27 protein-coding genes and 1 riboswitch are annotated in these 25,888 nt (G+C 48.1%); of the genes, 1 reads left to right on the top strand and 26 read right to left on the bottom strand.

The genetic code is table 11. The features are described from left to right. Positions 1–210: 210 nt before the first annotated feature. From wecB to BEP19_RS14030, 16 genes are all read right to left on the bottom strand, one after another. Positions 211–1,341: a non-hydrolyzing UDP-N-acetylglucosamine 2-epimerase gene (gene wecB, locus BEP19_RS14105; protein ID WP_120190548.1), complete on the bottom strand. Its 1,131-nt coding sequence runs from the start codon at positions 1,339–1,341 to the stop codon at positions 211–213. A gap of 26 nt (positions 1,342–1,367) precedes the next feature. Further along, on the bottom strand, positions 1,368–1,997 hold the full coding sequence (gene upp / locus BEP19_RS14100) for a uracil phosphoribosyltransferase (RefSeq protein ID WP_120190547.1): 630 nt from the start codon (positions 1,995–1,997) through the stop codon (positions 1,368–1,370). A gap of 182 nt (positions 1,998–2,179) precedes the next feature. Next, a complete protein-coding gene (locus BEP19_RS14095) occupies positions 2,180–3,433 on the bottom strand; it encodes a serine hydroxymethyltransferase (RefSeq protein ID WP_120190546.1) in 1,254 nt (417 codons plus the stop codon). A 64-nt stretch (positions 3,434–3,497) separates the two neighbouring features. Next, positions 3,498–4,052, bottom strand: a complete 555-nt coding sequence (locus tag BEP19_RS14090) for a TIGR01440 family protein (RefSeq protein WP_120190545.1) — start codon at positions 4,050–4,052, stop codon at positions 3,498–3,500. Further along, positions 4,045–4,491 carry a ribose 5-phosphate isomerase B gene (gene rpiB, locus BEP19_RS14085; RefSeq protein WP_120190544.1) on the bottom strand — a complete coding sequence of 149 codons (447 nt, stop codon included), beginning with the start codon at positions 4,489–4,491 and terminating at the stop codon, positions 4,045–4,047. Before rpiB ends, BEP19_RS14090 begins: the two co-directional genes overlap by 8 nt. Before the next feature lie 349 nt (positions 4,492–4,840). Further along, complete coding sequence (locus tag BEP19_RS14080) at positions 4,841–5,290, bottom strand: low molecular weight protein arginine phosphatase (RefSeq protein WP_120190543.1); 450 nt, start codon at positions 5,288–5,290, stop codon at positions 4,841–4,843. A 7-nt stretch (positions 5,291–5,297) separates the two neighbouring features. Continuing rightward, positions 5,298–6,035, bottom strand: a complete 738-nt coding sequence (locus BEP19_RS14075) for a ZIP family metal transporter (protein WP_120190542.1) — start codon at positions 6,033–6,035, stop codon at positions 5,298–5,300. Between the two features lie 15 nt (positions 6,036–6,050). Further along, positions 6,051–6,617 (bottom strand): manganese efflux pump MntP, encoded by a 567-nt coding sequence (locus BEP19_RS14070; protein WP_120190541.1) that lies wholly within the window; start codon positions 6,615–6,617, stop codon positions 6,051–6,053. A gap of 65 nt (positions 6,618–6,682) precedes the next feature. Then, positions 6,683–7,789, bottom strand: coding sequence for an L-threonylcarbamoyladenylate synthase (locus tag BEP19_RS14065; RefSeq protein WP_120190540.1), 1,107 nt, complete (start codon positions 7,787–7,789; stop codon positions 6,683–6,685). A gap of 111 nt (positions 7,790–7,900) precedes the next feature. Next, positions 7,901–8,359 carry a GNAT family N-acetyltransferase gene (locus BEP19_RS14060; protein ID WP_120190539.1) on the bottom strand — a complete coding sequence of 153 codons (459 nt, stop codon included), beginning with the start codon at positions 8,357–8,359 and terminating at the stop codon, positions 7,901–7,903. Positions 8,360–8,443: 84 nt separating this feature from the next. Beyond that, a complete protein-coding gene (locus tag BEP19_RS14055) occupies positions 8,444–10,297 on the bottom strand; it encodes a bifunctional homocysteine S-methyltransferase/methylenetetrahydrofolate reductase (RefSeq protein WP_120190538.1) in 1,854 nt (617 codons plus the stop codon). Positions 10,298–10,405: 108 nt separating this feature from the next. Next, positions 10,406–10,530, bottom strand: a riboswitch (SAM riboswitch). Positions 10,531–10,615: 85 nt separating this feature from the next. Further along, complete coding sequence (gene spoIIR, locus BEP19_RS14050; protein ID WP_120190537.1) at positions 10,616–11,230, bottom strand: stage II sporulation protein R; 615 nt, start codon at positions 11,228–11,230, stop codon at positions 10,616–10,618. Positions 11,231–11,586: 356 nt separating this feature from the next. Continuing rightward, a complete protein-coding gene (locus BEP19_RS14045; RefSeq protein ID WP_147393801.1) occupies positions 11,587–12,363 on the bottom strand; it encodes a hypothetical protein in 777 nt (258 codons plus the stop codon). Between the two features lie 286 nt (positions 12,364–12,649). Next, the gene (prmC, locus tag BEP19_RS14040) at positions 12,650–13,495 is read right to left on the bottom strand and encodes a peptide chain release factor N(5)-glutamine methyltransferase (protein WP_245983572.1); all 846 of its coding nucleotides are present in this window, start codon (positions 13,493–13,495) and stop codon (positions 12,650–12,652) included. A 1-nt stretch (position 13,496) separates the two neighbouring features. After that, positions 13,497–14,570 (bottom strand): peptide chain release factor 1, encoded by a 1,074-nt coding sequence (gene prfA / locus BEP19_RS14035; RefSeq protein WP_120190534.1) that lies wholly within the window; start codon positions 14,568–14,570, stop codon positions 13,497–13,499. A gap of 129 nt (positions 14,571–14,699) precedes the next feature. After that, positions 14,700–15,161 carry a Rossmann-fold NAD(P)-binding domain-containing protein gene (locus tag BEP19_RS14030; RefSeq protein WP_120190533.1) on the bottom strand — a complete coding sequence of 154 codons (462 nt, stop codon included), beginning with the start codon at positions 15,159–15,161 and terminating at the stop codon, positions 14,700–14,702. A 74-nt stretch (positions 15,162–15,235) separates the two neighbouring features. Between BEP19_RS14030 and BEP19_RS18180 the strand changes: the two genes are divergently transcribed. After that, positions 15,236–15,358: a hypothetical protein gene (locus tag BEP19_RS18180; RefSeq protein WP_281269302.1), complete on the top strand. Its 123-nt coding sequence runs from the start codon at positions 15,236–15,238 to the stop codon at positions 15,356–15,358. On the opposite strand, the gene rpmE is transcribed toward BEP19_RS18180, so the two are convergent. The 10 genes from rpmE to rpoE form a co-directional block, all read right to left on the bottom strand. Then, on the bottom strand, positions 15,355–15,552 hold the full coding sequence (gene rpmE, locus BEP19_RS14025; RefSeq protein WP_120190532.1) for a 50S ribosomal protein L31: 198 nt from the start codon (positions 15,550–15,552) through the stop codon (positions 15,355–15,357). The two genes, BEP19_RS18180 and rpmE, sit on opposite strands and share 4 nt — an antisense overlap. Positions 15,553–16,171: 619 nt before the next feature. Further along, positions 16,172–17,425 carry a radical SAM family protein gene (locus BEP19_RS14020; protein ID WP_120190531.1) on the bottom strand — a complete coding sequence of 418 codons (1,254 nt, stop codon included), beginning with the start codon at positions 17,423–17,425 and terminating at the stop codon, positions 16,172–16,174. Between the two features lie 21 nt (positions 17,426–17,446). Further along, positions 17,447–18,751 carry a transcription termination factor Rho gene (rho, locus tag BEP19_RS14015; protein ID WP_120190530.1) on the bottom strand — a complete coding sequence of 435 codons (1,305 nt, stop codon included), beginning with the start codon at positions 18,749–18,751 and terminating at the stop codon, positions 17,447–17,449. Between the two features lie 132 nt (positions 18,752–18,883). Then, positions 18,884–19,849, bottom strand: coding sequence for a class II fructose-bisphosphatase (glpX, locus tag BEP19_RS14010; RefSeq protein ID WP_120190529.1), 966 nt, complete (start codon positions 19,847–19,849; stop codon positions 18,884–18,886). Beyond that, entirely contained in the window at positions 19,839–21,122 is a 1,284-nt protein-coding gene (locus BEP19_RS14005) for a UDP-N-acetylglucosamine 1-carboxyvinyltransferase (RefSeq protein ID WP_120190528.1), read from the bottom strand. Before BEP19_RS14005 ends, glpX begins: the two co-directional genes overlap by 11 nt. Before the next feature lie 141 nt (positions 21,123–21,263). Continuing rightward, the gene (gene fsa, locus BEP19_RS14000) at positions 21,264–21,908 is read right to left on the bottom strand and encodes a fructose-6-phosphate aldolase (RefSeq protein ID WP_120190527.1); all 645 of its coding nucleotides are present in this window, start codon (positions 21,906–21,908) and stop codon (positions 21,264–21,266) included. A gap of 28 nt (positions 21,909–21,936) precedes the next feature. Beyond that, a complete protein-coding gene (gene fba / locus BEP19_RS13995; RefSeq protein ID WP_120190526.1) occupies positions 21,937–22,803 on the bottom strand; it encodes a class II fructose-1,6-bisphosphate aldolase in 867 nt (288 codons plus the stop codon). Between the two features lie 70 nt (positions 22,804–22,873). Further along, a complete protein-coding gene (locus BEP19_RS13990) occupies positions 22,874–23,239 on the bottom strand; it encodes a response regulator (RefSeq protein WP_120190525.1) in 366 nt (121 codons plus the stop codon). A gap of 118 nt (positions 23,240–23,357) precedes the next feature. Further along, the gene (locus BEP19_RS13985) at positions 23,358–24,971 is read right to left on the bottom strand and encodes a CTP synthase (protein WP_120190524.1); all 1,614 of its coding nucleotides are present in this window, start codon (positions 24,969–24,971) and stop codon (positions 23,358–23,360) included. Between the two features lie 230 nt (positions 24,972–25,201). Beyond that, complete coding sequence (rpoE, locus tag BEP19_RS13980; protein ID WP_170145377.1) at positions 25,202–25,786, bottom strand: DNA-directed RNA polymerase subunit delta; 585 nt, start codon at positions 25,784–25,786, stop codon at positions 25,202–25,204. Between the last annotated feature and the right edge of the window lie 102 nt (positions 25,787–25,888).

Genomic DNA, 25,888 nt, shown 5'->3' with positions numbered 1-25,888 from the left:
TATCCACAATTTCACCCACAACACTATTTAGTAAAAGCCATTATTTTTTAGTCGCGAAGTAAAACCGCCTTTAAGACAACCTCTTATTAACAGTTAACCCACAACATCGTTTAGTAAAAGTCGAGGCGCTCCCTGTCCATAACGCAAAAAAGACACTCCACCACCATCTAATAGTAGCGAAATGTCTTTCTTCCTTTCGGCAATCTTCTCTTAAAACGGGATCGGGCTCTCTTTCCGATAGCCATAATAATAAAGGATCGCTTCTGCAATTCGACGCGATGCTTCACCATCGCCATACGGATTTTCCGCTTTGGACATGCGACTGTAAGCCGCTTCATCGCTGAGCAACTCATCAGCCATGTTAAAAATGACATTCTCATCTGTGCCCGCCAACTTCAATGTCCCTGCATCAATGCCTTCTGGGCGCTCTGTCGTATCCCGTAACACCAGCACTGGCACCCCAAACGCGGGAGCCTCCTCTTGAATACCGCCTGAATCAGTCAAAATCAAATAGGAACGGGCCATGAAATTATGAAAATCAACCACATCCAACGGGTTAATCAGCCGAATCCGCGGGTGCTCACCAAGAATCTCCTCAGCCGCTTCTTTCACAAGCGGATTGAGATGGACAGGATAAACGACCGCAATATCTTCATGCTCGTCTACTAAACGCCGAATTGCGCGGAACATCCCACGCATCGGTTCTCCTAAATTTTCGCGACGATGGGCGGTCATCAACACTAAACGCAAACCCGCTAACTCCTCGAGCGCTGGGTGTGTGTAATCCTCTCGAACCGTCGTCTTTTGCGCGTCGATCACCGTGTTCCCTGTAATAAAAATGGAATTCTCTTTGCGATTTTCCTTGCGGAGGTTGTCCGCTGACAGCGTTGTTGGAGCGAAATGTAAATCGGTCATCGCGCTCGTCAATTGACGATTGATTTCTTCCGGATAAGGAGAGTACTTATTGTATGTACGCAGTCCAGCTTCCACGTGGCCAATCGCCACCTGATTATAAAAAGCGGCCAAGCCCGCAACAAATGTCGTTGTCGTATCACCATGCACGAGCGCCATATCCGGCCTGACCTCTTTCATCACCTGATCAAGTCCAGCCAAGGCGCGGTTGGTAACGTCAACCAAGGTTTGGCGGTCCTGCATGATGTTTAAATCATAGTCTGGCTCGATCTCAAAAATCTCTAGCACCTGGTCCAGCATTTGTCGGTGTTGAGCCGTTACACAAACGATCGGCTCAAATTCATCATATTTTTTTAACTCATGAACAAGCGGAGCCATTTTGATCGCCTCCGGCCTTGTACCGAAAATGGTCATAATTCTTTTCTTCATGTGTCTGTCTCCCCGTCCCTTCCCAATCACTTCGTCCCAAACAGACGATCTCCAGCGTCTCCTAAGCCAGGCACAATATACCCATGTTCATCCAACTGTTGATCAATAGCGGCAACATAGATATCCACATCTGGATGCTCCGCTCGCACCTTTTCGATCCCTTCGGGCGCAGCAATCAAGCACATTAACTTCATCTGTCTCGCCCCGCGCTTTTTCAAAGCGGTAATCGCCGCTTCCGCAGACCCGCCCGTAGCTAACATCGGATCAATCACGATTAACACACGGTCTTGAATATCACTTGGCAACTTCAAATAATATTCTACCGGTTGCAACGTTTCAGGATCACGGTATAACCCAACATGACCTACTTTTGCGGAAGGTATTAAACTTAAAAAACCGTCCACCATCCCGATCCCCGCCCGCAGGATTGGAATAAGACCTAGTTTTTTGCCAGCGATCACTTTTGATTTACATGTGGTGACCGGCGTCTCCACTTCAACTTCTTGCAACGGCAAATCACGGGTGATCTCGTAAGCCATCAACAAGGACACCTCGTCAACGAGCTCGCGGAACTCCTTCGTTCCGGTCTGTTTATCGCGTATGTATGTCAGTTTGTGTTGAATCAAAGGATGATCAAAAATATATAAATTTCCCATCGTGGTCCCCTCCTGTTACCTTTTAGTATGTACCCCGCTTCAACTGATATGCTGCGGAATATTATACCACTGCCGCTACCCTTCGTCATCCCTGTTTCCAATCTAACCAAAAAAAGAGCTAAATCCGCCACATAGTAGCAGACCTAGCTCTTGTCTTTATTTTCTAAACAAAAGTTTAAAAGTTAGATTAATTTCATACCCGGATAAAGTGGGAAACGTTCGCACAAAGCATCTACGCGTTGGCGAGCTTCCGCGTGTTTTGCCTCGTCTTCTGGGTTTTTCAACGCCAGAGCCATGATTGCCGCAACTTCCTTCATTGCTGCTTCATCGAACCCGCGTGACGTCACTGCTGGCGATCCTGTACGGATTCCGCTCGTTACAAACGGGCTTTCCGGGTCAAATGGAATCGTGTTTTTGTTCGTCGTTACGCCTACTTTTTCCAACAACTCTTCCGCATCGCGACCGTTCATGTTCAGGCTGCGCACGTCAAGCAACACAATGTGGTTGTCCGTTCCGCCAGATACGATTGTAACGCCCGCTTCTTGCAAAGAAGATGCCAATTGAGACGCGTTTTTGATGACTTGTTCACTGTACGTTTTGAACTCAGGCTTCAACGCCTCACCCAACGCAACCGCTTTTGCCGCAATCACGTGCATTAATGGTCCACCTTGCACACCTGGGAAAATCGTGCGATCAATGTCACGAGCAAATTCTTCGTTACAAATGATCAGCCCGCCACGAGGTCCGCGCAATGTTTTGTGCGTCGTTGTTGTTACAAAGTGCGCATACGGAACTGGACTTTGGTGATGACCTGTCGCAACTAACCCAGCGATATGAGCCATGTCAACCATAAAGTACGCGCCAACTTCGTCAGCAATTTCACGCATTTTCTTGAAGTCGATTGCTCGCGGGTACGCGCTTGCGCCGGCAACTAACATTTTCGGCTTGTGCTCTAGCGCTTTTGCCCGAACATCATCATAATCGATCAAATTCGTATCTTCGGTTACACCGTAGTCCACAAAGTTGTAGATTTTACCGGAGAAGTTAACGGGGCTACCGTGGGTCAAGTGACCGCCGTGAGATAGATTCATTCCCAACACCGTGTCGCCTGGCTCTAACACAGAAAAGTACACGCCCATGTTTGCTTGCGCTCCAGAGTGCGGCTGCACGTTTACGTGGTCGCCTCCAAATAACTCTTTCGCTCGGTCGCGAGCCAAGTCTTCAACAATATCCACAAATTCGCAACCGCCATAGTAGCGACGGCCTGGATATCCTTCCGCATACTTGTTTGTTAACACTGTGCCCATTGCTTCAAGCACCGATTCGCTAACAAAGTTTTCAGATGCGATTAGTTCAATTTCACTTCTCTGTCTGCCTAATTCTTGATTGATTGCCTTCGCAATTTGCGGATCATTTTTCCCTAAAAATTCAAACATGTATTTCCCTCCCTAATGTAATAAACCAACTTTTTATGTTTTTATTTACAGCCTTCAGTAAGCATTACTCACGCGTATAAACAGCTCGGGTTCCCCCGATTAATTTTGGACGTGTGTAAGCCATGGTTAGATGGGCCTCACCAATGGAACGCACTGTGTCGGATCGAAACGGAACAGCCACTCGTTTCAAGTGCATGCCGATCAACGTATCCCCAATATCAATGCCCGCATCGGCTTGAATGACCTCAACCATGACAGGTTCTGAAAACTGATGATAAGCGTATGCTGCCATCGATCCCCCCGCCTTAGCGACTGGGATGACGGACACTTCCTCCAGGCCAAATGTCGCAGCCGTCGTTCGCTCCACAACAAGAGCCCGATTTAAATGTTCGCAACATTGAAAAGCGAGATGAAATTCCGACTTCTGACGCGCGTTTGACAACACGCGATAAATCGTTTCCGCAGCTTGCGCGCTGCCTGCTGTGCCAATGCGCGCGCCGACCACTTCACTCGTGCTTGTCCCAACGACAAGGATCTGCGAGGAATTTAACGGCGCCTCTGCTAACAACTCACCAACTGCCGTTTCCAATTGTTCGCCAATCCGTTGCGGATTAAACATCAGATCCCTCAATTTGAGCGATTTTTTCTACGCGGCCTGCATGTCGCCCGCCTTCAAACTCAGCGCCGAGCCACACTTTCACAATCTCGAGGGCCAACCCTGGACCGATGACACGCGCCCCTAACGCCAACACGTTTGAATCATTGTGCTCACGCGTCGCTTTTGCGGAAAAAAGATCGTGTGTTAAGGCGCAACGAACACCCTTTACTTTGTTTGCGGCAATCGACATCCCAATGCCTGTCCCGCAAACAAGAATGCCTCGTTCAAATTCGCCCGATGCAACCCGCTGAGCAACAGGTAACGCGTAATCAGGGTAATCAACCGATTGCTCGCAGTCACAACCGACATCTTCATACACGATGCCAAGTGAATCGAGCAACTGCTTGATCTCCTCTTTTAGTTGATATCCGCCATGATCGGCGCCAAGTATGATCTTCAAGGGGATTCCCTCCGTTTATTATAAAAAGTGTTAATAACTACATCTACGTTTTATTCTAACATAACTCCCCAGTTAATCCCACCGCTTGATTTTTTTGAATGCGCCTTCTGTTTGTTCCACTGCTCCAATTGACTCCGACTGCGGCGCGGGTTGATCTGATCACGCGGGGGCCCCTTTTACTAACGGGTGTTGTGGGTAAGCGAGGCGCCTACCTGATGTGTATTGACTTTTACTAACGAATGTTGTGGGCGAGTGATGGGAGGCGATTGAGTCAGTCAAGGCGCGCTCCCTTTTACTAAACAATGTTGTGGGCGTGAACGCTAAACGCCCCGCCAACAACGACACCCGATTAATTTTCCGCCAGTTTGCGCAAAACGTGACGCAACGTTTCAACCAATTCCTGTTCTGTAGCCCGATACGCTTCTAGCGGCCCCCCGTATGGATCAACAATATCCTGATTGCCGCTGGCTCCAATGTACTCCTTCAGGGTAAACACTTTATCCAATGCATGCGGATGACGTTGCCCAATTGCATTTTTATGACCGCCTGTCATCGTCAAAATCAAATCCGCCCAACGCAACAACTCGTCCGTAACGGGTTGCGATTGGTGTTCAAGCGTAAAGCCTCGTTCTTTTAAAATCGTATCCGTATGATCAGCCAACGGCGCCCCCACAAACGTTGCAATTCCCGCTGACTGAACTTCGATCTTTATTTGCTCCGTCTGAACCATTTGCTTTAAAAGCCCTTCTGCCATCGGACTGCGACACGTGTTCCCTGTGCATACAAATAAAATCTTCATCTGCCATTCACCTCAATATTTGAATCAAAAAAATTAGGACAAGACTGAACGCCATTCCCAACAGGGCGAACAAGCGATGATGCTTCAATGAAACAGGAGCGAGCTCCTTCCACACAATAAATCCCATCGATCCTGCGGCAAACGCCATTCCAAAGCTCACCATAAATACGGACTGGACAAACAAATACTTTCCCAAATAAGCCCCGAATGGGATGCACGAGCTAATGATCAATGAAACCAACAGAATCGTCCGCCTCCGCATGCCCGCCATCCGCAAAGGTATCGCCATTCCAATACCTTCTGGAATATTATGCAAAGCAATCGACAGGGCGATGATCACGCCGAGCTGATGATGTGTTTCATAACCAGCTCCAATCGCAATCCCTTCTGGAATATGATGGACAATCATAGCCACGCAAATCGATAATCCCATTCGCAAATAATTGGATTCTTGATCGAACACATTGACGGGCCGATTATGCAGACGGCGATGCAATCCTTCGTAAAGAATGAGCATCATCAATAGTCCACAACCAAGTCCGATCCCGACTGCCTCGATTGGACCTTGCCCAAAGGCGGCGGGCAGCAGGTCCATCACGATGATCAAACTCATGATCCCCGTGGCCAAGCCTAAATAAAAGGCGAGCGCCCTTCGACTAGGCTGTCCATAATTTAAGCCCAACATTACGCCAAACGTCGTCATAAACCCGACCGAAAGACTGAGCGTCAATAATTCCATCGCCATCCCTCGCCCGCCGCCCTACAACAAAAACTTTAGGCCGAACGCAAGCAAGATCGCTCCACCCATCGCTTCGCCGTAATGACTACTAATGCGGTCACCGAGTTTTTTTCCGAGTAATAGTCCCGCTGCCGCCATGATCATTCCCATCGCTCCGAACACGAGTACAGCTAACGTCATATCGACGTCAAACAATCCAAACGAGAAGCCGACAGACAAAGCGTCTAAGCTTACAATAAGAGCAAATATAATTAATCCGAATCCGCCCGTTTGAAAAATTTGACTCTCTTGCTCCGCTCTAAAAAATGATCCCCACAGCATATTGGCTCCCAAAAAACAGAGAAATACCCCTCCGATTAACGTGGCAATATCGCCGATAAAAGTTGAAAGGAAAATGCCGCCGGCGATGCCAAGCAACGGCATTAAAATATGGAAAAATCCAATGATTAAACTGATTTTTGCAATGGTTTTCAGTCGAATTCCCATGATGCCCATTCCGAGTCCCATTGAAAAGGCATCCATGCCAAGCGCCAATCCAATCATCAAAACCGTATAGAATTGACCCCACTGGACGATGTCCCACTCCACAACGATTCCCTCCCCACATCCTCTTGTCTACCCAAGGATATGCGGACAGGTTTAGAATCATGACATCAGGCTCGGATGACTTGATTGCCAGCGGCTTTGTTCAAACGGTTCATGATCGCGGCCCCAACTCCTGTCGTTGGAAACGATTCAGCTAAAATGAATTCGACTTGCTGCTGATCAAAGCTGCGCAACGCGTCATACAAGCCGCGAGCGACACTCGCCAGGTCATGCCGCGAACCGCATACAGCGACATAATCAGCGATTCCCGCGTATTCGGCTTGCGTTTCTGTCGTCGCGAGCACACCTATCTTCAATTCACGATGACTGCCCTCTTGGCTTTCGTCTCCAAGCGAGCGACGGGCTTGTCCAATCCGTTCGCGAATGAGCGCCGTTTGCGCCTCGACTGACGGGGCGTCAACGGTCCACATCTCCGCTTGCGGGGCATAATGCTGATACTTCATCCCTGGCGCCCGAGGCTGCTCATCTGCTTGCATCGTCACCGCGGGGTCTACCGCAACTTTTCCAACCACACGCTCGAGCGCTTCCTTTGTCACGCCGCCAGGTCGCAGAATCATCGGAGGATCGAGCGTCACATCTAGCACAGTTGATTCCACGCCAACGCCTGTTGCGCCGCCATCGACGATCCCCGCGATTTTGCCTTGCAAATCTTCCTCGACATGCGCCGCGGTCGTCGGACTCGGTCGTCCCGATCGGTTAGCGCTTGGAGCAGCCAACGGCAAACCCGTTGCTCGAATCAACGCAAGCGCGAGAGGATGATCAGGCATCCGAATCCCAACCGAATCTAAACCCGCTGTCACCTCCGCGGCAATCCCTTCTTTTTTAGGGAAGATCAACGTCAATGGACCCGGCCAAAAAGCGTCCATCAACCGCTGCGCTTTTTCAGGAATCGAGCGGACCAATTGGTGAACAGCTTGCTGATCGGCAATGTGGACAATTAACGGGTTGTCACTTGGACGCCCTTTTGCTTCAAAAATGCGTTTGACCGCCGCTGAGGAAAGCGCGTTAGCCCCCAATCCATAGACTGTTTCCGTCGGAAAAGCGATCGCCTCACCTGCGCGCAATAAAGCGGACGCCTCATCGAGTTGTGGATAATATTTTTGTTCCTCCACAACATTATCCACATGCCATACTTTCGTTTGATAACTGATCATAATCCATCAAAATCCTTTTTAAATACGTATTTACTTCTTTACCTGTAGATAAACAAACAAGTTATCAACACTCTGTGGATAACTTGTTCATAACTTTTCCTCAACAAAATGTTACTTTTTTCGTGTTTGATAGACCATCACCGTGGATAAGTCTGTTTTTGCTTGTCGAAAATGGGCCGATTGTTGGATCGAGGCGGGCGTATCCGTGTGTTCAATCGCCTCAAATCCGAAAAACTCGAAAAAAGAAGTGGAGGGTGTTAGCAAATAAATTTCTTGTACCCCTTTTTGTACAGCAAATGCTAACAAAATTCTCACCAACTCCATTAATGCGTTTGCTTCGAGGTAGGTCGAATCGAGCGCCAGTGAACGGAGCAATCCGCGTTTTTCATCGCTTATTTCTAAGCCGGCTGTTCCGATAATCCGTCGCGGCTCCGTTTGTTCCACAACTAAAAAGTTTTCAATATGTTGCTCAATTCCTGTTGCGTTTAGTTTACCCTGTTCTAAAAGTTTCACTATCGCCGACACATCTTGTTTCGTTGCCATCCGTACCACACTATTGTTATTTAGCACGTTACTCGTCCCCCTCATTCTAGCTTTTCTATGATTTATATGTTCTAGAATGATAGTTATGCCAAAAAAGACAACGGTAAAATGCTAGTTTCGAGCGAGGTGATCTTCTTTTACCCCTTTTTTCGCTTGCAGAGCCAGCTCGACGGTCATTTCATAACGCATGAACGGTGTGATCAAATAGATTCCGTTAAAATAACGTTGCGCGGTTTCCAACAGTTCGAGGGCGATTTCGACTCCTTGTTTGCGGGCGTCATCCCCTTCAAACTTGGCCATGCGGGATCGCACTTCATCAGACAACTGAATGCCCGGCACTTCATTGTGCAAAAATTCGGCATTGCGATGACCTGTCAACGGCATGATCCCGACAAACATCGGCGCGTCTAAATGAGCGGTCGCTTCCGCTACTTGCGCAAACTGGTCGTGATCATACAGCGGTTGGCTCATGATGTAATCCGCCCCTGCCTCGAGCTTCTTCTCCAATCGTTCCACTGCTTTATGCAAATGACGCGTGTTTGGATTAAAAGCGGTTGCGACAGTAAAGGTCGAACGCTTTTTCAACTCTCTACCGGAGAAGCCGATTCCTTCATTAAGCTGTTTGATCATCCGAATCAATTCAAATGAGGTCATATCGTACACTGAGGAAGCCCCCGGTAAATCGCCGCACCGCGTCGGGTCTCCCGTAATCGCTAAGAGATGGTCAATCCCTAACGCGTGCAGTCCCATCAGGTGGGATTGCTGGCCGATTGAATTACGGTCACGGCAAGTCATGTGAACGAGTGGACGGACGCCAATTTTTTCTTTGACGATCGCCCCTAGCGCCATGTTGCTCATCCGCGTCATCGCTAGTGAATTATCCGCCATCGTGATCGCATCGACCCCTGCTTCTTTTAAGGCAGCCGCTCCATCTAAAAACGGTTCGAAGTCCAATTCCCGCGGCGGATCCAACTCGACAATCACCGTCGTTCGTTCGCGAGCCAATTGCGGGATCGTTTTTTCAGAACTGATCTCTGGATACGGAATCACAACACGATCCGGTCGCAACGCTCGTTCGTTCACTTGCACCCGTTGCGGCTCTTTTCCTTTTAGGCGTTTGGCGACAGCGGAGATATGCTCAGGCGTTGTCCCGCAACACCCGCCGATAATGCGGATACCCAGTTCAACCAATTTTTCAGCGCTTTCCGCAAAATATTCAGGCGAAGACTCATATTCGTATTTTCCGTCCACATAGGCGGGCAAACCCGCGTTGGGATAAGCCGATAATAAGGTCCCTTCAGGTAAGTTCAACTTTTCAAAAGAACGGATTAGGTTCGCGGGTCCATTGTAACAGTTTAGCCCAACGACACTCGCTCCCGCCTCCAAAAGTCGACCAAAAGCTTCATCTAACGGATAACCATCCAATGTGCGAGTCAGGTCCTGGACCGATAGTTGGCAGAGGACGGGAATCGAGCTTACCCGCTTAATCGCTTCGATCGCGATGATCGCTTCTTCCACGTTGCAAAACGTTTCAAGCATGATTCCATCCAACGATTCCTTTAGCAAACTATTGATTTGTTCATCGTAGGCATACTGTAGTTTTTCGCGATCAAAATTGGTTTTTCTGCCGCCTAAAATGCCGCCGACCGCGCCAACAATGTACGCTTCATCGCCAATCGCTTCTCTTGCCAACTGGACCGCGGCCCGATTAATGGCCTCAACTTGATCCTCTAACCCGTACTTTGATAACGTTTCACGGTTCGCTCCGTACGTATTTGTTTCTATTAAAGTAGCGCCGGCCGCAAGATAACTCGCGTGAATTTCTCGAATTAAATCCGGGCGGGTCAAATTCCACTCTTCCCCGCACGCGCCAACAGGCACGCCATAACCATGAAGCAACGTTCCCATCGCTCCGTCTCCAATGAGTATGTTTTTCTGTATATACTGTAACAGATGATCCTTCACGTTCTCGCTCCCCCTCTGCCATCTTCCAAATAAATAGACCTTCTACGCTTTGCAAAAAAAGGTAGAAGGTCTCTCGTCATCCATCTCTATCTCGTTATACTGAGTTCCTCCTTATTTCTCAGATGATCGGATCGCCACCTGCAGGAATTAGCACCCTCTTTAGGAATTGTTATTGGTCCTAACGGGTTGCCGGGTTTCATAGGGCCAGTCCCTCCACCTGCTCCGAATAAGAAAATCGATTTCAATTTTATTTCCACTATATAAGGTTAGTTAATGATATGATACATGGGCTCTTTTCATTCTGTCAATCTTTTTAGATTAGCCGAAAATGCTTTTCCATAGTTTTTGGAAGATTTCAAACAAGAAAAACTTAACCTGAACTTGCGGCGCGCCATCGCCCCCGTCTGCTAACTCGTGGTTCCCCTGCTCGTCCTTTTTGACGGCATCGCCTGTCGTAATATCCACAAAGCATAACGGCGGGAACAACACACACCACCAATTTTGACCGCGCCCTTCACCAACCGTCACCCGCAACGCTTCATAATCGCCAGCCGGATAAACGTATTGTCCGTACATTTTTGTCGGAAAAGGAACGACGCCTAATTCTACGTTACTCTCATATGTGAACCCGCTGTCAGCCACCGTTTGTTCCACGATTTCTTCCAACGCGGGAAGCTCTGCATGCATCTTTTGTCTCGCCTGCTCTAGTGAATCTAGCTCTTCCACTTGATCGGCAAGGTAGTTATTGATGTTGTCGCGAATCTTTCTTTTTAAAATTTGATCTTGAGGAGCATCGCTGTTGGCAATGATCCGCAAGCGAATCGACTGTTCAGGAACCCCATCGCCTGAAAATAAAGCCGCAACCGATTTTTGATTTTCCCAACTCATAACTAAGATCATTACTGAAAATAAAACCAAGCTTACTTTTCTCATGCCCTTCGTAATCCCCTCTCTTTTCTATCTCCTTAGCAAACAGTCTCGACAGAAAAGAGTTTTTTTAAACCCAATTTTCTATTTTTAGAATTGTTTGGGCAATTTAGGGGCAAACCGAGTAGGCCGTGATACGGTTCGGTATGGGGCGGGGCAGCTCAAAAGAGGCTGCGGCTTTTACTAGCGAGTGTTGGGGGTGGGGACGTGCAGTAGCCTCTTAATTTACGGATTCTGCTGGCCTCGGTGAGTACCCCCTTTTACTAAACAGTGTTGGGGGCGCGATTTCGAACCCCTGATTAAGGTAATCTGCAAACACTTTTACTAACGAGTGTTGGGGGTCAATTCAGGCAGCCCCGTAGTTAAATTCTTTTTTTCGAAGGCGCCTGTGGCCGTAGTTCCGCAAAATAATAAAGGATAAGCGCTACTGAAAGCAGCGATGTACCATATGGATAGAGAATCGGAAATAGGTAGGTCGGGTAACCTTGTGTAATTTGGGAGCGGTAACCGATTCTCCCATCATGCGCCCCTGAAAGATTTACGGCTTTGACCATGACCGCCTCCTGGCGAAGGGCCCGCAACGAATACTGCCGCTCAATCAACAAGCCTGTTTCATTAAACGTTCGAATGCGCCACAAGCGGGGCGCTGTTTGTTGAACTACAATTAATTCAGCTTGTCCCGAATTTTGATCCGTTTTCATTACGAACCCAACATTTTTATAACGCAGGTTGAGCGCTGGCTCTGGACCGATTACCTCGCTCGGCCACCGTTCTATGCGATGATCCACAATACGATCATTGATTTCTAAAGTATGATCGTGGTCCCTCGTTAAATCCTCTTTTATAACCAACTTCTGATCATGGAAGCGATACGATCTTTTATATCGTACATTTTGTTCATTTTTCATTTCCGTTAAAAATTCGCCAACCGTTCTGAGTTGTTTTTCTACGCTGTTTCGGTCGATCAGTTGATGTGAAACTGACACATTGTTAATTTGTTGGTAAGGTGGGGAATCCCGAATCTCATACACCGCTTCAATGCTTTGGTCCAAAGCATCATCGCCCGCATACTCATTGAAAGAAAGTGAGGAGATCTTATATCTTTCTGAGACTCTGCTTTCACTCATCGATTCGATCATAATCAACCCCGTCGGAAATAGGGAAAGTAATAGCAGCCCTACACCCGTGATTAACAGACCCTTTTTATCCAGCCTAAAAAACCCCCTTTTCCCAATTGTATAGGAATGGAGGATATTCGCAAGGGATCGACCTGCGACCCATTTCATTATGGTATTTTAAATTGCTCCCCACCCACAACACTCTTTAGTAAAAGTCAACACGGGAAAAGCCCATGGGCGGGCGCTGAATTCATCCACAATATTGTTTAGTAAAAGAAAGGGCCTCCACTCGGAGAGCCCCGCCCACTTAAACTTTTGTGCCAATAACAACGCGCTCGATACCGGCTAGATCGCAGACGACCAATGTTTGCTCGATGCATCCCGTGTCCAACAACAATTGTTCGACTTGCCGGGCCTGACCCATGCCGACTTCAAAAGCGATTAGACCGCCAGGTTTCACTGCTTCGGAAATGCCCGCGCAAAGCCGCCGATAAAAATCCAGTCCATCCAGTCCCCCATCCAAAGCGCGAAGCGGTTCGTGGTTCCGCACCTGAACATCAAGTTGCTCGATGTCGCGCGATGGAATATAAGGTGGGTTGGAGACGAGTATATCGACCTTTTCCGGTAGAGGGGTGAGCAAATCACCGCGCAAAAAGGTGATCCGATCGGCTACGTCATTGATACGGCTATTTTCCTCCGCTAACCGCAACGAGTCCGCCGCGATATCGACCGCATACAGCCGCCAAACAGAGTGGGTCGCTAGCGTGACCGCTATTGCTCCGCTACCTGTGCCTATATCTGCGACGACAGATGGTTTTTCAGGATCGCGTAGCTTCAATACTTGCTCCACCAGTATTTCCGTGTCGGGGCGCGGGATCAGCACCGAGGCGTCCACTTTAAATGGGAGTCCATAAAATTCTTGCTCGCCAATTAAATATTGCAACGGGATTCCCGCCTGCCTTTTACGTGTAAGTTGCTCTATCTCGGTCCATTGCTCGACGGTGAGGCGTTCATCAATCCGCATGAAAAAATCGGTTCGGGTCCAACCTAACACATGTCGAATGATTAATTCGGCCAAAAACGAGCCATCCTCTATCTCCGATAAAAACGAAGAAGCCCTTTGCAGGGCTTCTCTTACCGTAAGGCTGCTCATGTTACAGACCTTCCACATTTTCTAATAAATCAGCTTGTTCTTGAATGATCAACGATTGAAGAATTTCATCCATTTCCCCATTCAATACTTGTTCCAACTTATGCAATGTTAGCCCAATGCGATGGTCTGTCACCCGGCTTTGCGGATAATTGTATGTGCGAATTCGCTCGCTGCGGTCGCCTGTTCCGACCTTGCTTTTACGGAGTTCGCCATACTCATCCGCTACCTTTTGTTGCTCCAAATCATACAAACGAGCGCGTAGCACACGCAACGCTTTTTCCTTATTTGTGTTTTGCGACTTTTCATCCTGACAGCTCACGACAAGCCCTGATGGCACGTGGGTCACGCGGACAGCCGATTTCGTCGTGTTAACACTTTGTCCCCCCGCGCCGGAAGAACAAAATGTATCAATTCGAATATCTTTATCCAAAATTTCAACTTCCACATCTTCCGCCTCAGGCAACACGGCAACGGTCGCCGTCGATGTATGAATACGGCCGCCCGATTCGGTTGTCGGAATCCGTTGCACACGATGGGCTCCACTTTCGAATTTTAACTTACTGAAAGCCCCTTTGCCTTTCACGGCGAAAATCACTTCCTTAAATCCGCCAAGGTCGCTGGCGCTTGCCTCAATGATCTCTGTCTTAAAACCATTTTTCTCAGCGAAGCGTGTGTACATGCGGTAAAGATCACCAGCGAACAACGCCGCCTCATCTCCACCCGCCGCGCCGCGAATCTCGATAATAACGTTTTTATCATCGTTCGGATCCTTCGGCAATAACAGTACATGCAGTCGTTCTTCCAACTCGCTTTTTTGCTGGTCCAGCTCATCGATCTCCATTTTTACCATTTCATGCATCTCATCATCGAGCTTCTCGTCCAACATGCTTTTCGCATCGTTAAGTTGCTCAGTTACAGATTTATATTCACGGTAAGCCTCGACCGTCTCCTGGATGTCAGATTGTTCTTTGGAATATTCGCGTAGCTTTGTAGGGTCATTCATTACAGCGGGGTCACAGAGTAATTCGTTTAACTTTTCATAACGCTCTTCTACTGCTCCTAAGCGATCAAACAAAACCGTTCACCTCAATATATAAGTAACTTATAACAGTCTAATTATATAGATAATTACCGTTCTCGTCAATGTGTCCCTAGTTTTCCCCGCATGCGTTCACTCTAAACATACGAAAAAAGTCGGAAGCGATTAGCCTCCGACTCCGACTCCAAACATTCTTTTTACATTGATCTGGTAGCGAGGCATTTTTTTCTCGACTCGCTCTAAAACGGTTTGTCTAACATGCAGCGCGTCAGCCCCTTTTGCAATTCTGACTTTAACATGAGCGGTTCCGCCAATAATTTGGGCGCGAGCGGCCTTTACTCCGGGAACGGTAGACGCTAAATCAGCCATAATCTGAGCATCGCCCGACACATTATATAAATCGTTTGTTCCTGTGATCAAAGTAGGGTTCATGTCGGCCGGTTGGAAATCGTTGTTGTAACCAGGACCATGATCATACGCTCCCGTTTGATGCGTATAATCACGCGCCCCATAAGAGTTCACCCGCTGTTGATGCGGTCGATCGTCATATCCTAACCCGCTGGAACAAGCTGTCATAACCGATAAGGCGAGGCATAGTAACGGCGCAGCGAATGATTTTTTTTGCATGGTAGCACCTCCCTTGGGTTTAGCTTAACCGTAGGGCGGCAACTTTAAAGTGGGACTTACAGGGAGGCCGACGGATGGACAGTCGGCGAAGTCGAAGGATGGCCAAAGCCGATCAAGACAGATTGGAGGAAAAACAAAAAACGAGCAGGCTATTTGCTTCCCCGCTCGTCTCGTTTGACCCAAAAATATTGGATTAGATTCCGTATTTTCTTTTAAATCTGTCCACTCGTCCGCCTGCGTCCACAAACTTCTGCTTACCTGTATAGAAAGGATGGCACTCAGAGCAGATTTCAACGCGAAGGTTTTCTTTCACAGATCCTGTTTCGAATTCGTTACCGCATGCGCAAGTCACTTTTGTAACTTTGTATTCAGGATGAATAGCCGATTTCATTCATTTCACCTCTTTCCGCCCTGGTCCTCCTGTAAGGCCAGAGTATTACTCAAAACACAAGAAATATTATAGCACGAGGAAAAGGTCTGTTTCAACTCCGAATTAAGAAAGTCGAGCCCCCCCCAACTTGAGATAATAAAAATCGGAAGGCCGGCGGATCCTGGTGAGGCCCTATCTTCAACGTCCTGACTGCGATTTGACTCCAACATAATATAAGTAAAAGGTGGTGGCCGTCTTTGGACCGAATGCAGACTGCTCTGGACAAATTGCAACGGGAGTTTTGACCTTTGCAGTAGTCGAGGACGGGGGGACACCCTTTGTAATGGCACAAACTCCCGTTAGAGCCTAGTCGATCAGCCAAAATCCATTCGCGCGACCTTGCAACGGGAGTTTTGACCTTTGCAGTAGTCGAGGACGAGGGGACACCCGGTGTAACGGCACAAACTCCCGTTAGAGCCTAGTCGAGCAGCCAAAATCCATTCGCGCGACCTTGCTTGCAACGGGAGTTTTGACCTTTGCAGCAGCCGAGGACGAGGGGACACCCTTTGTAATGGCATAAACTCCCGTTAGAACCTAGTCGAACCTAGCGTAGATCATCGGACCCGAGCCGCCGACAACACTACTTCCCTGCAAATGTTCGCGGTGGTACATGTGTATAGGAACCAATCACGACGTCCGGTAACTCCTGCCGATAAATTTCGAGCGCTTGCTTCATACCGAAGATTTCGCCTTGCGGTTTTGGGATCATTTCCAAATAGCTATCGGGGTCAATGTTTAGATTGCGCAATTGAATCAGGTTGACGCCAGAGCGACGCACGAATTCAATCATCGCTTCCATTTCCTCCTCGCGATCAAATACGCCTGGAAAGCACAAATAGTTGATCGACGAATAGACCCCGCGATCCGCGCAATAGCGTAACGATTTCTCTAAGTTTTGCAGTGAGTAACCGCGCGGTTTGTAATACACATTGTAATGCTCGTCAATCGCGCTGATCGTGCTGACTCGAATCAAATCCAAACCCGCGTCAACGATCGCTTTAATATGATCGGTCAAGCCGCCATTTGTATTCATGTTAATATAGCCTTGCTTTGTTTGCGCCCGCGTCCGCTGGATCGATTCCACGATCAACCGCGCTTGTGTCGACGGTTCCCCTTCACAACCTTGTCCAAAGCTAATAATGCTTTCAGGCGTTTGCAAGTGATGCAGCATAATCTCGGTAAGCTCATCCGCGTTCGGTTTAAAATTCATCCGTGTTTGCGGAGCGACAAAGCCGCTGTCATCCGGTTGTTCGGAAATACAACCGTAACAGCCAGCGTTGCATGAATAGGAAACGGGGATGCCGCCTTCCCAGCGGTTTAAAAAGGTGTTCGACGCGGTTAAACATTCATACTCCAACGCGCAATGCGAAAGATGCTGAACGACCCGATTGTCTGGATACTGAGCTAACATTTCATCCACGCGCAGTTTAACTTCATCATGCGGACAATGAGCAGGATTCCATTTATTATGCTCGTCGCTTTGCGTTGCGGCCACGTAGAACTGATTGTCTTTCCAGACGACAGCTGTATAACCGAACAACGGAAATTTGTAGTCAGGATCGGTCTTCATGTAGCCTGGCAACATCAGTCGCGTGAAACCTTGCGGCAACAACGCCCCGACTGCGCTGCCTTCAGCGATCAGCTGCATTTCGCCTGTATTCGGATCCATACCGACAGGTCGTGTGTTCGGCAAACTGACCAAGCTGGCTCCCTCTGGCAGCGGAATCAGTTCTTCTTCTAAAATTTCCATTAAATTTTCCCCGCTGCGAGCAATGGCCGCGAGACGGGGGTGATCGTATACCTGTCCCCGTTCATCTGCATACACAAGATTCATGATGATAACTCCTTACTTTTTCTAAACCATCGTCGATGCTGGACGGCCGCCCCCGGAACCCGCTTTTGACTTTCCATTCCCGTTCGCTGTATCGATCGATTCCAGGAATTCCACGTTTGTCTTCGTATCGCCGATTTTCCGCAAAAACAAATCCGTTACTTCTGGATTTTCAGATAATGTTTTACGCAGCGCCCAAATTTGTTCCAACTCTTGTTTCGCTAACAACAATTCTTCGCGACGCGTGCCTGAACGGCGAATATCGATCGCAGGGTAAATGCGGCGTTCAGCCAGCTTGCGATCTAAGTGCAATTCCATATTACCCGTCCCTTTGAACTCTTCATAAATAACATCGTCCATTCTCGAGCCCGTTTCCACTAACGCAGTCGCCAAAATCGTTAAGCTACCGCCTTCTTCCACATTTCGCGCGGAACCAAAAAACCGTTTTGGACGGTGGAATGCTGCCGGGTCAATTCCTCCTGACAACGTGCGACCGCTTGGCGGAATGACAAGGTTGTAGGCGCGCGCTAATCGGGTGATGCTGTCCATTAAGATGACGACGTCTTTGCGATGTTCAACTAACCGTTGGGCTCGCTCCAACACTAACTCTGCCACTTTAATATGATTTTCCGGCAATTCATCGAACGTTGACGCAACTACCTCCGCTTCCACGGAACGCTGCATATCGGTTACTTCTTCCGGTCGCTCATCAATCAATAGCACGAACAATTCGATCTCCGGGTAATTTTCGGCGATACTGTTTGCGATTTCCTTAAGTAAAACCGTCTTTCCAGCTTTCGGCGGAGCGACAATTAAGCCGCGTTGGCCTAGCCCTACAGGAGCTAAAATGTCTATGACTCTAGAAGATAAACGATTAGGTGAGGTCTCCAAAACGAGCTTCTTCTGAGGGTAAAGAGGTGTTAAGGCAGGAAAATGAAGTCGTTCAGATGCTAAATCGGGGGCTTCCCCATTGACAGCGTCTACGTGCAGTAGACCGAAGTAACGTTCACTTTCTTTCGGCGGACGAACTTTGCCGGATACTTTGTCGCCTGTTCGGAGGTCAAAGCGACGAATTTGGGAAGCAGAGATATAAATATCTTCCGCGCTCGGTAAATAGTTGATCGGACGTAAAAATCCGTATCCATCCGCAAGAATTTCCAAGACGCCTTCCATAAACATGTGCCCGCTTTTTTCAGCTTGGGCTCGTAAGATAGCAAAAATCAGTTCCTTTTTCTTCATGTTTCCGTAGTAAGGAATCTGAAAATCTTTCGCAAGCTTATACAAATCTGTTAATTTCTTCTCCTCTAATTGCGCTAATTGCATGTCCATAGCTTCAGTTACACACCATCTTTCCAATGAGATTGATAGGAACAAAAGGGGACGTCCCGATGAATTTGAGAGACGTCAACCCCCTTTATTCCACATAGCCGCGAACAGCTAACCATTATTTCCCGCTATCTATTATTTCATAACCAAATTCGGTTTTAAGGCAAGTAAGTGATCGCCCTTAATAAAGCGAATCGTGCCCGTTTTTGCTCGCATCACAACGGAATGCGTTGTGGCTCGACCGCCTTTAAAGCGAACGCCTTGCAACAATTCCCCATCGGTGACGCCTGTCGCGGCAAAGATCGCGTCATCGCCTTTGACAAGGTCATCCATCAACAGCACTTGGCGCGGATCTTTCAACCCCATCGCCAAGCAGCGATCATATTCCGCTTGATCACTCGGCAACAGCCGCCCTTGAATTTCGCCGCCGAGACATTTCAAAGCGACGGCGGAAATAACGCCTTCGGGAGCTCCGCCAGCCCCCAACATAATATCGACGCCCGTGTCGCTAAAAGCGGTATTGATCGCGGCCGCCACATCACCGTCAGAGATGAGTTTAATCCGCACACCCGCATCGCGCACTTCCTGAATGAGCTGTTCGTGTCTCGGTCGATCAAGGATGATAGCGGTTAAATCGCGTAGTTCTTTGCCTTTGCGCTTAGACACGGCCTCTAAATTTTCGCGCACACTGCGGTTAATATCAATCGACCCGACACATTCTGGACCTACCGCAATCTTATCCATGTACATATCTGGAGCATGCAGCAAATTACCGCGGTCGGCGATCGCCAACACGCTAAGCGCGTTCCAAACGCCTTTGGCGACGATGTTCGTGCCTTCTAACGGATCCACCGCGACATCGACTGCGGGTCCGTCGCCCGCGCCGATCTTTTCGCCAATATAGAGCATCGGAGCTTCGTCCATTTCCCCTTCTCCGATTACGACGGTTCCATCCATCGGTACTTTGTTAAATTCGGCTCGCATTGCGGTCGTCGCCGCATCGTCGGCTTCATTTTTTTTGCCAAACCCCATCCATCTTGATGAGGCTAAAGCTGCCGCTTCCGTAACCCTAACCAATTCTAAGGTTAAACTACGCTCCATGAATACCCACCCTTTCATCCTTGCGCCACACGTTGGCTCCTAACGCTAACAGCTTTTCCTCCAGCATATCATATCCGCGATCAATGTGCTCAACCCCGCCGATCTCCGTCACACCTTGGGCGCTCAACGCAGCCACAACAAGCGCCGCTCCCGCTCGTAAATCAGATGCAGTCACTTGAGCCCCTCTTAAACCAGCGGCGTTTCCTTCAATGAATGCGGAACTACCTTCCACATTGATTCTAGCTCCCATCCGCGCGAGTTCATCGACATGCCGAAAACGAGCGGCGTATATACTGTCGGTGACGACACTCGTTCCTTCCGAAATACTCAACAGTGACGTCATCGGCTGTTGTAAATCGGTCGCAAAACCAGGGTATGGACCTGTGCGCACGTTAACTGAACGAAAAGGAGTCTGTTTTTGCGGCGCGACGCGAATCGACTCGTCGCCTTCCAACACACGAATGCCCATTTCTTCTAACTTCGCGGTGATTCCTTCTAAATGACGCGGGATGACTTGTTCGATCGTCACATCGCCGCGAGTTGCCGCAGCGGCAATCATATATGTGCCCGCTTCAATTCGATCAGGGATAATTGAGTGACGACAGCCGAGCAATTTCGACTTCCCTGTAATCCGAATCACATCGGTGCCTGCCCCTTTGATCGTTGCCCCCATCGAGGTGAGCAGCGTGGCTACATCGATAATTTCTGGCTCTTTCGCGGCATTCTCGATAATTGTTAAGCCTTCAGAGCGGGCCGCGGCAAGCATAATGTTAATCGTTGCCCCCACGCTAACCACATCGAGATAAATTTTGTCCCCGCGTAGTTCCGTCGCTTTTAAGGAAAGACTTCCGTCCATCGATTCAACGGTCGCCCCAAGCGCTTCGAATCCTTTAATGTGTTGATCAATCGGGCGCGGACCCAAATTGCAACCACCTGGCAGACCGATCATCGCCTCGCCAAATCGGCCAAGCATCGCTCCCATCAAATAGTACGAAGCCCGTAATTTCTGCACCTTCCCGTTCGGTAACGGTTTGGATTGAATCCCGCGCGGATCTATGTATAAAGACGAGCCCTCCAACTTCACGGCAGCCCCTAGTTCCTTTAAAATTTTAATGTAAATTTCAACGTCGTTAATATGGGGCAAGTTGTCGATGATGACAGGAGACTCAGCCAAAATGGATGCTGGGATTAAAGCAACCGCGCTGTTCTTCGCTCCACTGATCGTCACCGTCCCCCGCAAGGGATTTCCACCACTGATATACAGCTTCTCCATTGTTCCCTCCCCAGCACATTTGTTTATATTTTCCCAACGAATATTCCTCTAAAATTCGGTAAGATCCCGCCCGCCGAAAACTAGAGCTGGAATTCAGTTAAAACGGTAAAAGCACCTTGACGAAGGTGCTTTATCCCTAATCTACTTTTTGGCGCTCTCCCAGTCTGCCAAAAACCGCTCGATTCCCGCGTCAGTCAATGGGTGCTGAATGATTTGCTTAAACACCTTGTATGGGATCGTGCCGATATGGGCTCCTTCTTTTGCGGCTGCCAAAACGTGAACCGGGTGACGAATGCTGGCGGCGATAATTTCCGTATCAAGCCCATGCGCGTCGAAAATTTCAACGATGTCTTCAATCAAGATCATCCCGTCAGATCCAATATCGTCCAACCGGCCTAAAAATGGCGAGACAAAAGTCGCTCCAGCTCGAGCGGCTAACAACGCTTGGTTGGCGCTAAACACGAGGGTCACATTCGTTTTGATGTTATTTGCGGAAAAATGCTTGACCGCTTTTAAACCTTCCGATGTCATTGGCACTTTAATGACGATGTTATCAGAAAGGGAAGTGAATTGCTTCGCTTCTTCAATCATACCTGTCGCTTCCGTACTGATCACTTCGGCGCTGATGGGTCCATCAACAATTTCGATAATCTCCTTCAACGTTTCAATAAAGTCGCGCCCTTCCTTTGCGACGAGCGAAGGATTTGTCGTTACGCCCGCCAACACACCCCAATTATTTATTTCACGAATTTCGTCTGTATTCGCCGTGTCAATGAAAAACTTCATGTTATTCCTCCTCGTTGTTTTAGAAGCTTTATTTGGCTTTGTTGCTGCTACCGAATTCTCTCATTTTTCCTTTAACCGTTTCCTTAATCGTTTCGCGGGCCGGTCCTAAATATTTACGCGGGTCATATAGATTTGGATTTTCCTCCAAAACTTTACGCACGGTTGCCGCCGATGTCATCTGGCTTTCCGTATTGACGTTGATTTTCGCTGTTCCAAGCGAAATCGCTCGCTGAATATCCTTCGTTGGAATCCCTGTTCCTCCGTGCAGCACAAGCGGAACACCCGTTAACTTTTGCACCTGTTCCATCCGATCGAAACCTAGATTCGGTTCCCCTTTATAAGGACCATGCACCGAACCAAGCGCCGGAGCGAAGCAATCCACACCTGTTTCGCGCACGAGCTGATCGCACTCCGCTGGAATGGCGTACGCAGCTTCCGCGTCATCCACAATCAGATCATCTTCTTGCCCGCCGATTCGACCCAACTCCGCTTCAACGGAAATGCCTAACGCATGAGCAACATCGACAACCCGCTTCGTCAAAGCGATGTTTTCTTCCAACGGTAAATGGGAGCCATCGATCATCACCGAAGTGAAGCCAGCATAGATTGCTTCCACGCACTTTTCAAAACTGGATCCATGGTCCAGGTGAATCGCGACGGGAACGGTAATCTGATAGTCCTCGATTAATCCTTTGACGATGTTCACGACCGTTTTGAACCCGCCCATATAGCGCCCCGCTCCTTCACTCACACCAAGAATAACAGGGGATTGTTCTTCTTCAGCCGCTTGCAAAATCGCTTGCGTAAATTCCAAGTTATTTAAATTGAATTGTCCAACCGCATATTTACCTTCTACTGCTTTATTTAGCATATCTGTCATTGATACTAATGGCATACGGAATCTCCTCCACATTTATGCAAAAATTTTTATTCTCTCCATCGGAGTTTCTCCTAAGCGGACCATTTTATACCGCTAGTTGACTTCGGACAGCTAATCTTAATTCATCGATATCAAACGGCTTTGTAAAATGAGTCAACGCCCCTAGCTCAGTCGCTTCTTTGATCATATCCAATTCTCCATAAGCCGTCATCATAATCACTTTAATTTCTTGGTCGATCTTCTTAATTTCACGCAAAATTTCTAGACCGTCCATTCCTGGTATTTTCATATCCAAAATGACCAGGTCCGGTGATTGATTATGAACGATATCAAGCGCCTCTTTTCCATTAGCCGCTTGAAACGTTTCATATCCTTCCCTGCCAAACACTTCAAAAAGCAACACGCGAATGCCGTACTGATCGTCGACGATAAGCACCTTGTTTTGATCCATTCTTGCTGCCTCCCCTTTTCATTGAAATGGACTTTATATATCTCGCACGGTCTTTTCTAAAAAATTAGGCCACTTCAAGTATTTCGAGATCGCCACCCGAAATTCCTTCTTATGGAATTTACTTTTGTTGTCGATGCAATGCCGCTTGAATGAATTTGCAAAAAATAGGTTGCGGTCGGTTCGGTCGCGATGTGAATTCAGGGTGAAATTGGGTTGCTACAAACCAGGGATGATCTGTCACTTCCACACATTCGACCAATCGTCCGTCCGGCGACACGCCGCTAAAACGCAATCCCGCTTTTCTCATTTCCTCGCGGTAATCATTATTAAATTCATAACGGTGCCGATGACGTTCATAGACCAACGTACTTTGATACGCTTCGTAAACGAGACTGTCCTCTTCCAATTTACACGGAGATAACCCTAACCGCATCGTGCCTCCTAAATCTTCGATATCCTTCTGCTCAGGAAGCAAATCGATGACAGGACGCGTTGTTTTCGGATCAATTTCAGAGCTGTTTGCTTCTTTATAACCGAGCACATGACGAGCATATTCAATACAAGCTAACTGCATGCCCAGACAAATGCCGAGAAAAGGAACTTTGTTTTCGCGCGCGTAACGAATTGCTTCAATTTTGCCCTCGATCCCCCGATCGCCAAAGCCGCCTGGCACAATGATGCCATCGACATCGCCCAGCAGTTCCCGCGCCGTTTCAGCGGTCACATCCTCCGCGTCGACCCATTTGATATCGATATTGGAGTCATTGTCATAACCAGCATGGTACATGGCCTCGACAACACTTAAATAAGCGTCATGCAAAGCGACATATTTACCGACAAGTCCAATTCTCGTCGTTTTCTTCGCGCTCTTGACTTTGCGCACCAACTCGGTCCATTCAGTCATATCCGCTTCCGCTTGCGCTTTCGCCTGTAAACCGAGATGGTTGACAACATAGTCATCCAGTCCTTGCGCTTTTAACGCTAATGGCACCTCATAGAGCGTTTCGGCATCGAGCGCCTCGATCACCGCTTTTGGATCGATATCGCAGAAAAGAGCGAGCTTGTCTTTCATTTCTTCGGAGATGGGCTGATCTGATCGGCAGACGATCACGTTTGGTTGAATCCCAAGGCCGCGCAACTCCTTCACACTATGTTGCGTTGGCTTTGTTTTCAGCTCGCCAGCCGCGGCAATGTATGGAATCAAGCTAACGTGAATGTACATCACATGATCGCGACCGATATCGCTTTTGATCTGACGAATCGCCTCGAGAAAAGGCAAGCTCTCAATATCGCCAACCGTCCCCCCAATTTCCGTGATGACAACGTCCACTTCACCCGCTCGGCCCGCTCGAAACACGCGTTCTTTGATTTCATTCGTAATATGCGGAATGACTTGAACGGTTCCGCCGAGGTACTCTCCTCTGCGTTCTTTGTTAATCACCGAGGAGTAAACTTTTCCTGTCGTTACGTTACTGTTGGAGTTTAAATTGACATCGATAAAGCGTTCATAGTGTCCGAGATCCAAATCCGTTTCAGCCCCGTCATCAGTGACAAACACTTCGCCATGTTGATAAGGACTCATCGTGCCCGGATCGATGTTAATGTACGGGTCCAGTTTTTGCATCGTCACGCTCAGTCCTCTATTTTTCAGTAAGCGTCCTAAGGAAGCAGCCGTAATGCCTTTTCCTAACGACGAGACCACTCCTCCTGTAACGAAAATATATTTAGCCATTGTTACCCCTCTTTCATCTATCGCTCGTATTATTTCTGATTAGTTTGTACCTAGCATTTGCCATTTTGAACAAAAAAAAACAAAAAACGCGATGCCTATCCCGTGTTGGTTTAGGGGCGTTTTTTGTTTGATCTATCATATAAAACACATTTTTTTACGTTTCTTTAAGTGAAGCCCATCGAAAATTGTACAAGAGGGGCAAGCAGATTGTCAAGTCTAATTATGCCGCGTTATCGATCTTCATCCGCGTCGTCGGCATCATCTTCGTCGTATTCCTCATCGAACCCTTCTTCTTCCTCTTCTTCTTCCTCTTCGTCATCGAATTCTAGATCTTCTTCCAGATCTTCTTCCTCATCATCATCTTCTTCGTCGTCATCGTCTTTCACCCGCGAACTTTTCTTCGTTTTGAAAGCTTCCGCATCGGCAAACACTTCTTCAACGACTTCATCTTCCCCTTCGATGCCGTAATCCTCATCATCGTCATCGATGCCCTTCTTGCGGGCCAGGGCCTCAACAGACTCCTCAATCGCTTCGGATGTATACCACTTTTTCAAACCCCATTGCCCGGGGCTAATGCAAATGAAACGACCGTCGAGGTTCATTTCCGTATACACCTGCGGAATAAGATTCATTAATTCTTCATCCGTCAACCCCTTTAACTGGGCCGCATTTTGAAAGATCTCACGATACGTCATCGATTTGTTCGCTTGGTTCAAAACTTCATAAGAAATATCTACAAGGGCAACATCCTGCCACTTATCTTTTTCCGTAACTGCCAACGCATCCACTTCCCTTCCCACAGAAATCTTATCCAACCAGTATTCACTATTTTTATATAAAATAGTACCAGTGTCAAACATTTCCTACAGTTTTTTGAAAAAGGAAAAAGTGGGGGCTGATTCGGGCTTGCGGGGAGG

The organism is Ammoniphilus oxalaticus (assembly GCF_003609605.1).
Classification (GTDB): Bacteria; Bacillota; Bacilli; order Aneurinibacillales; family RAOX-1; genus Ammoniphilus; species Ammoniphilus oxalaticus.
This window is presented reverse-complemented; position numbering and strand designations above follow the sequence as displayed.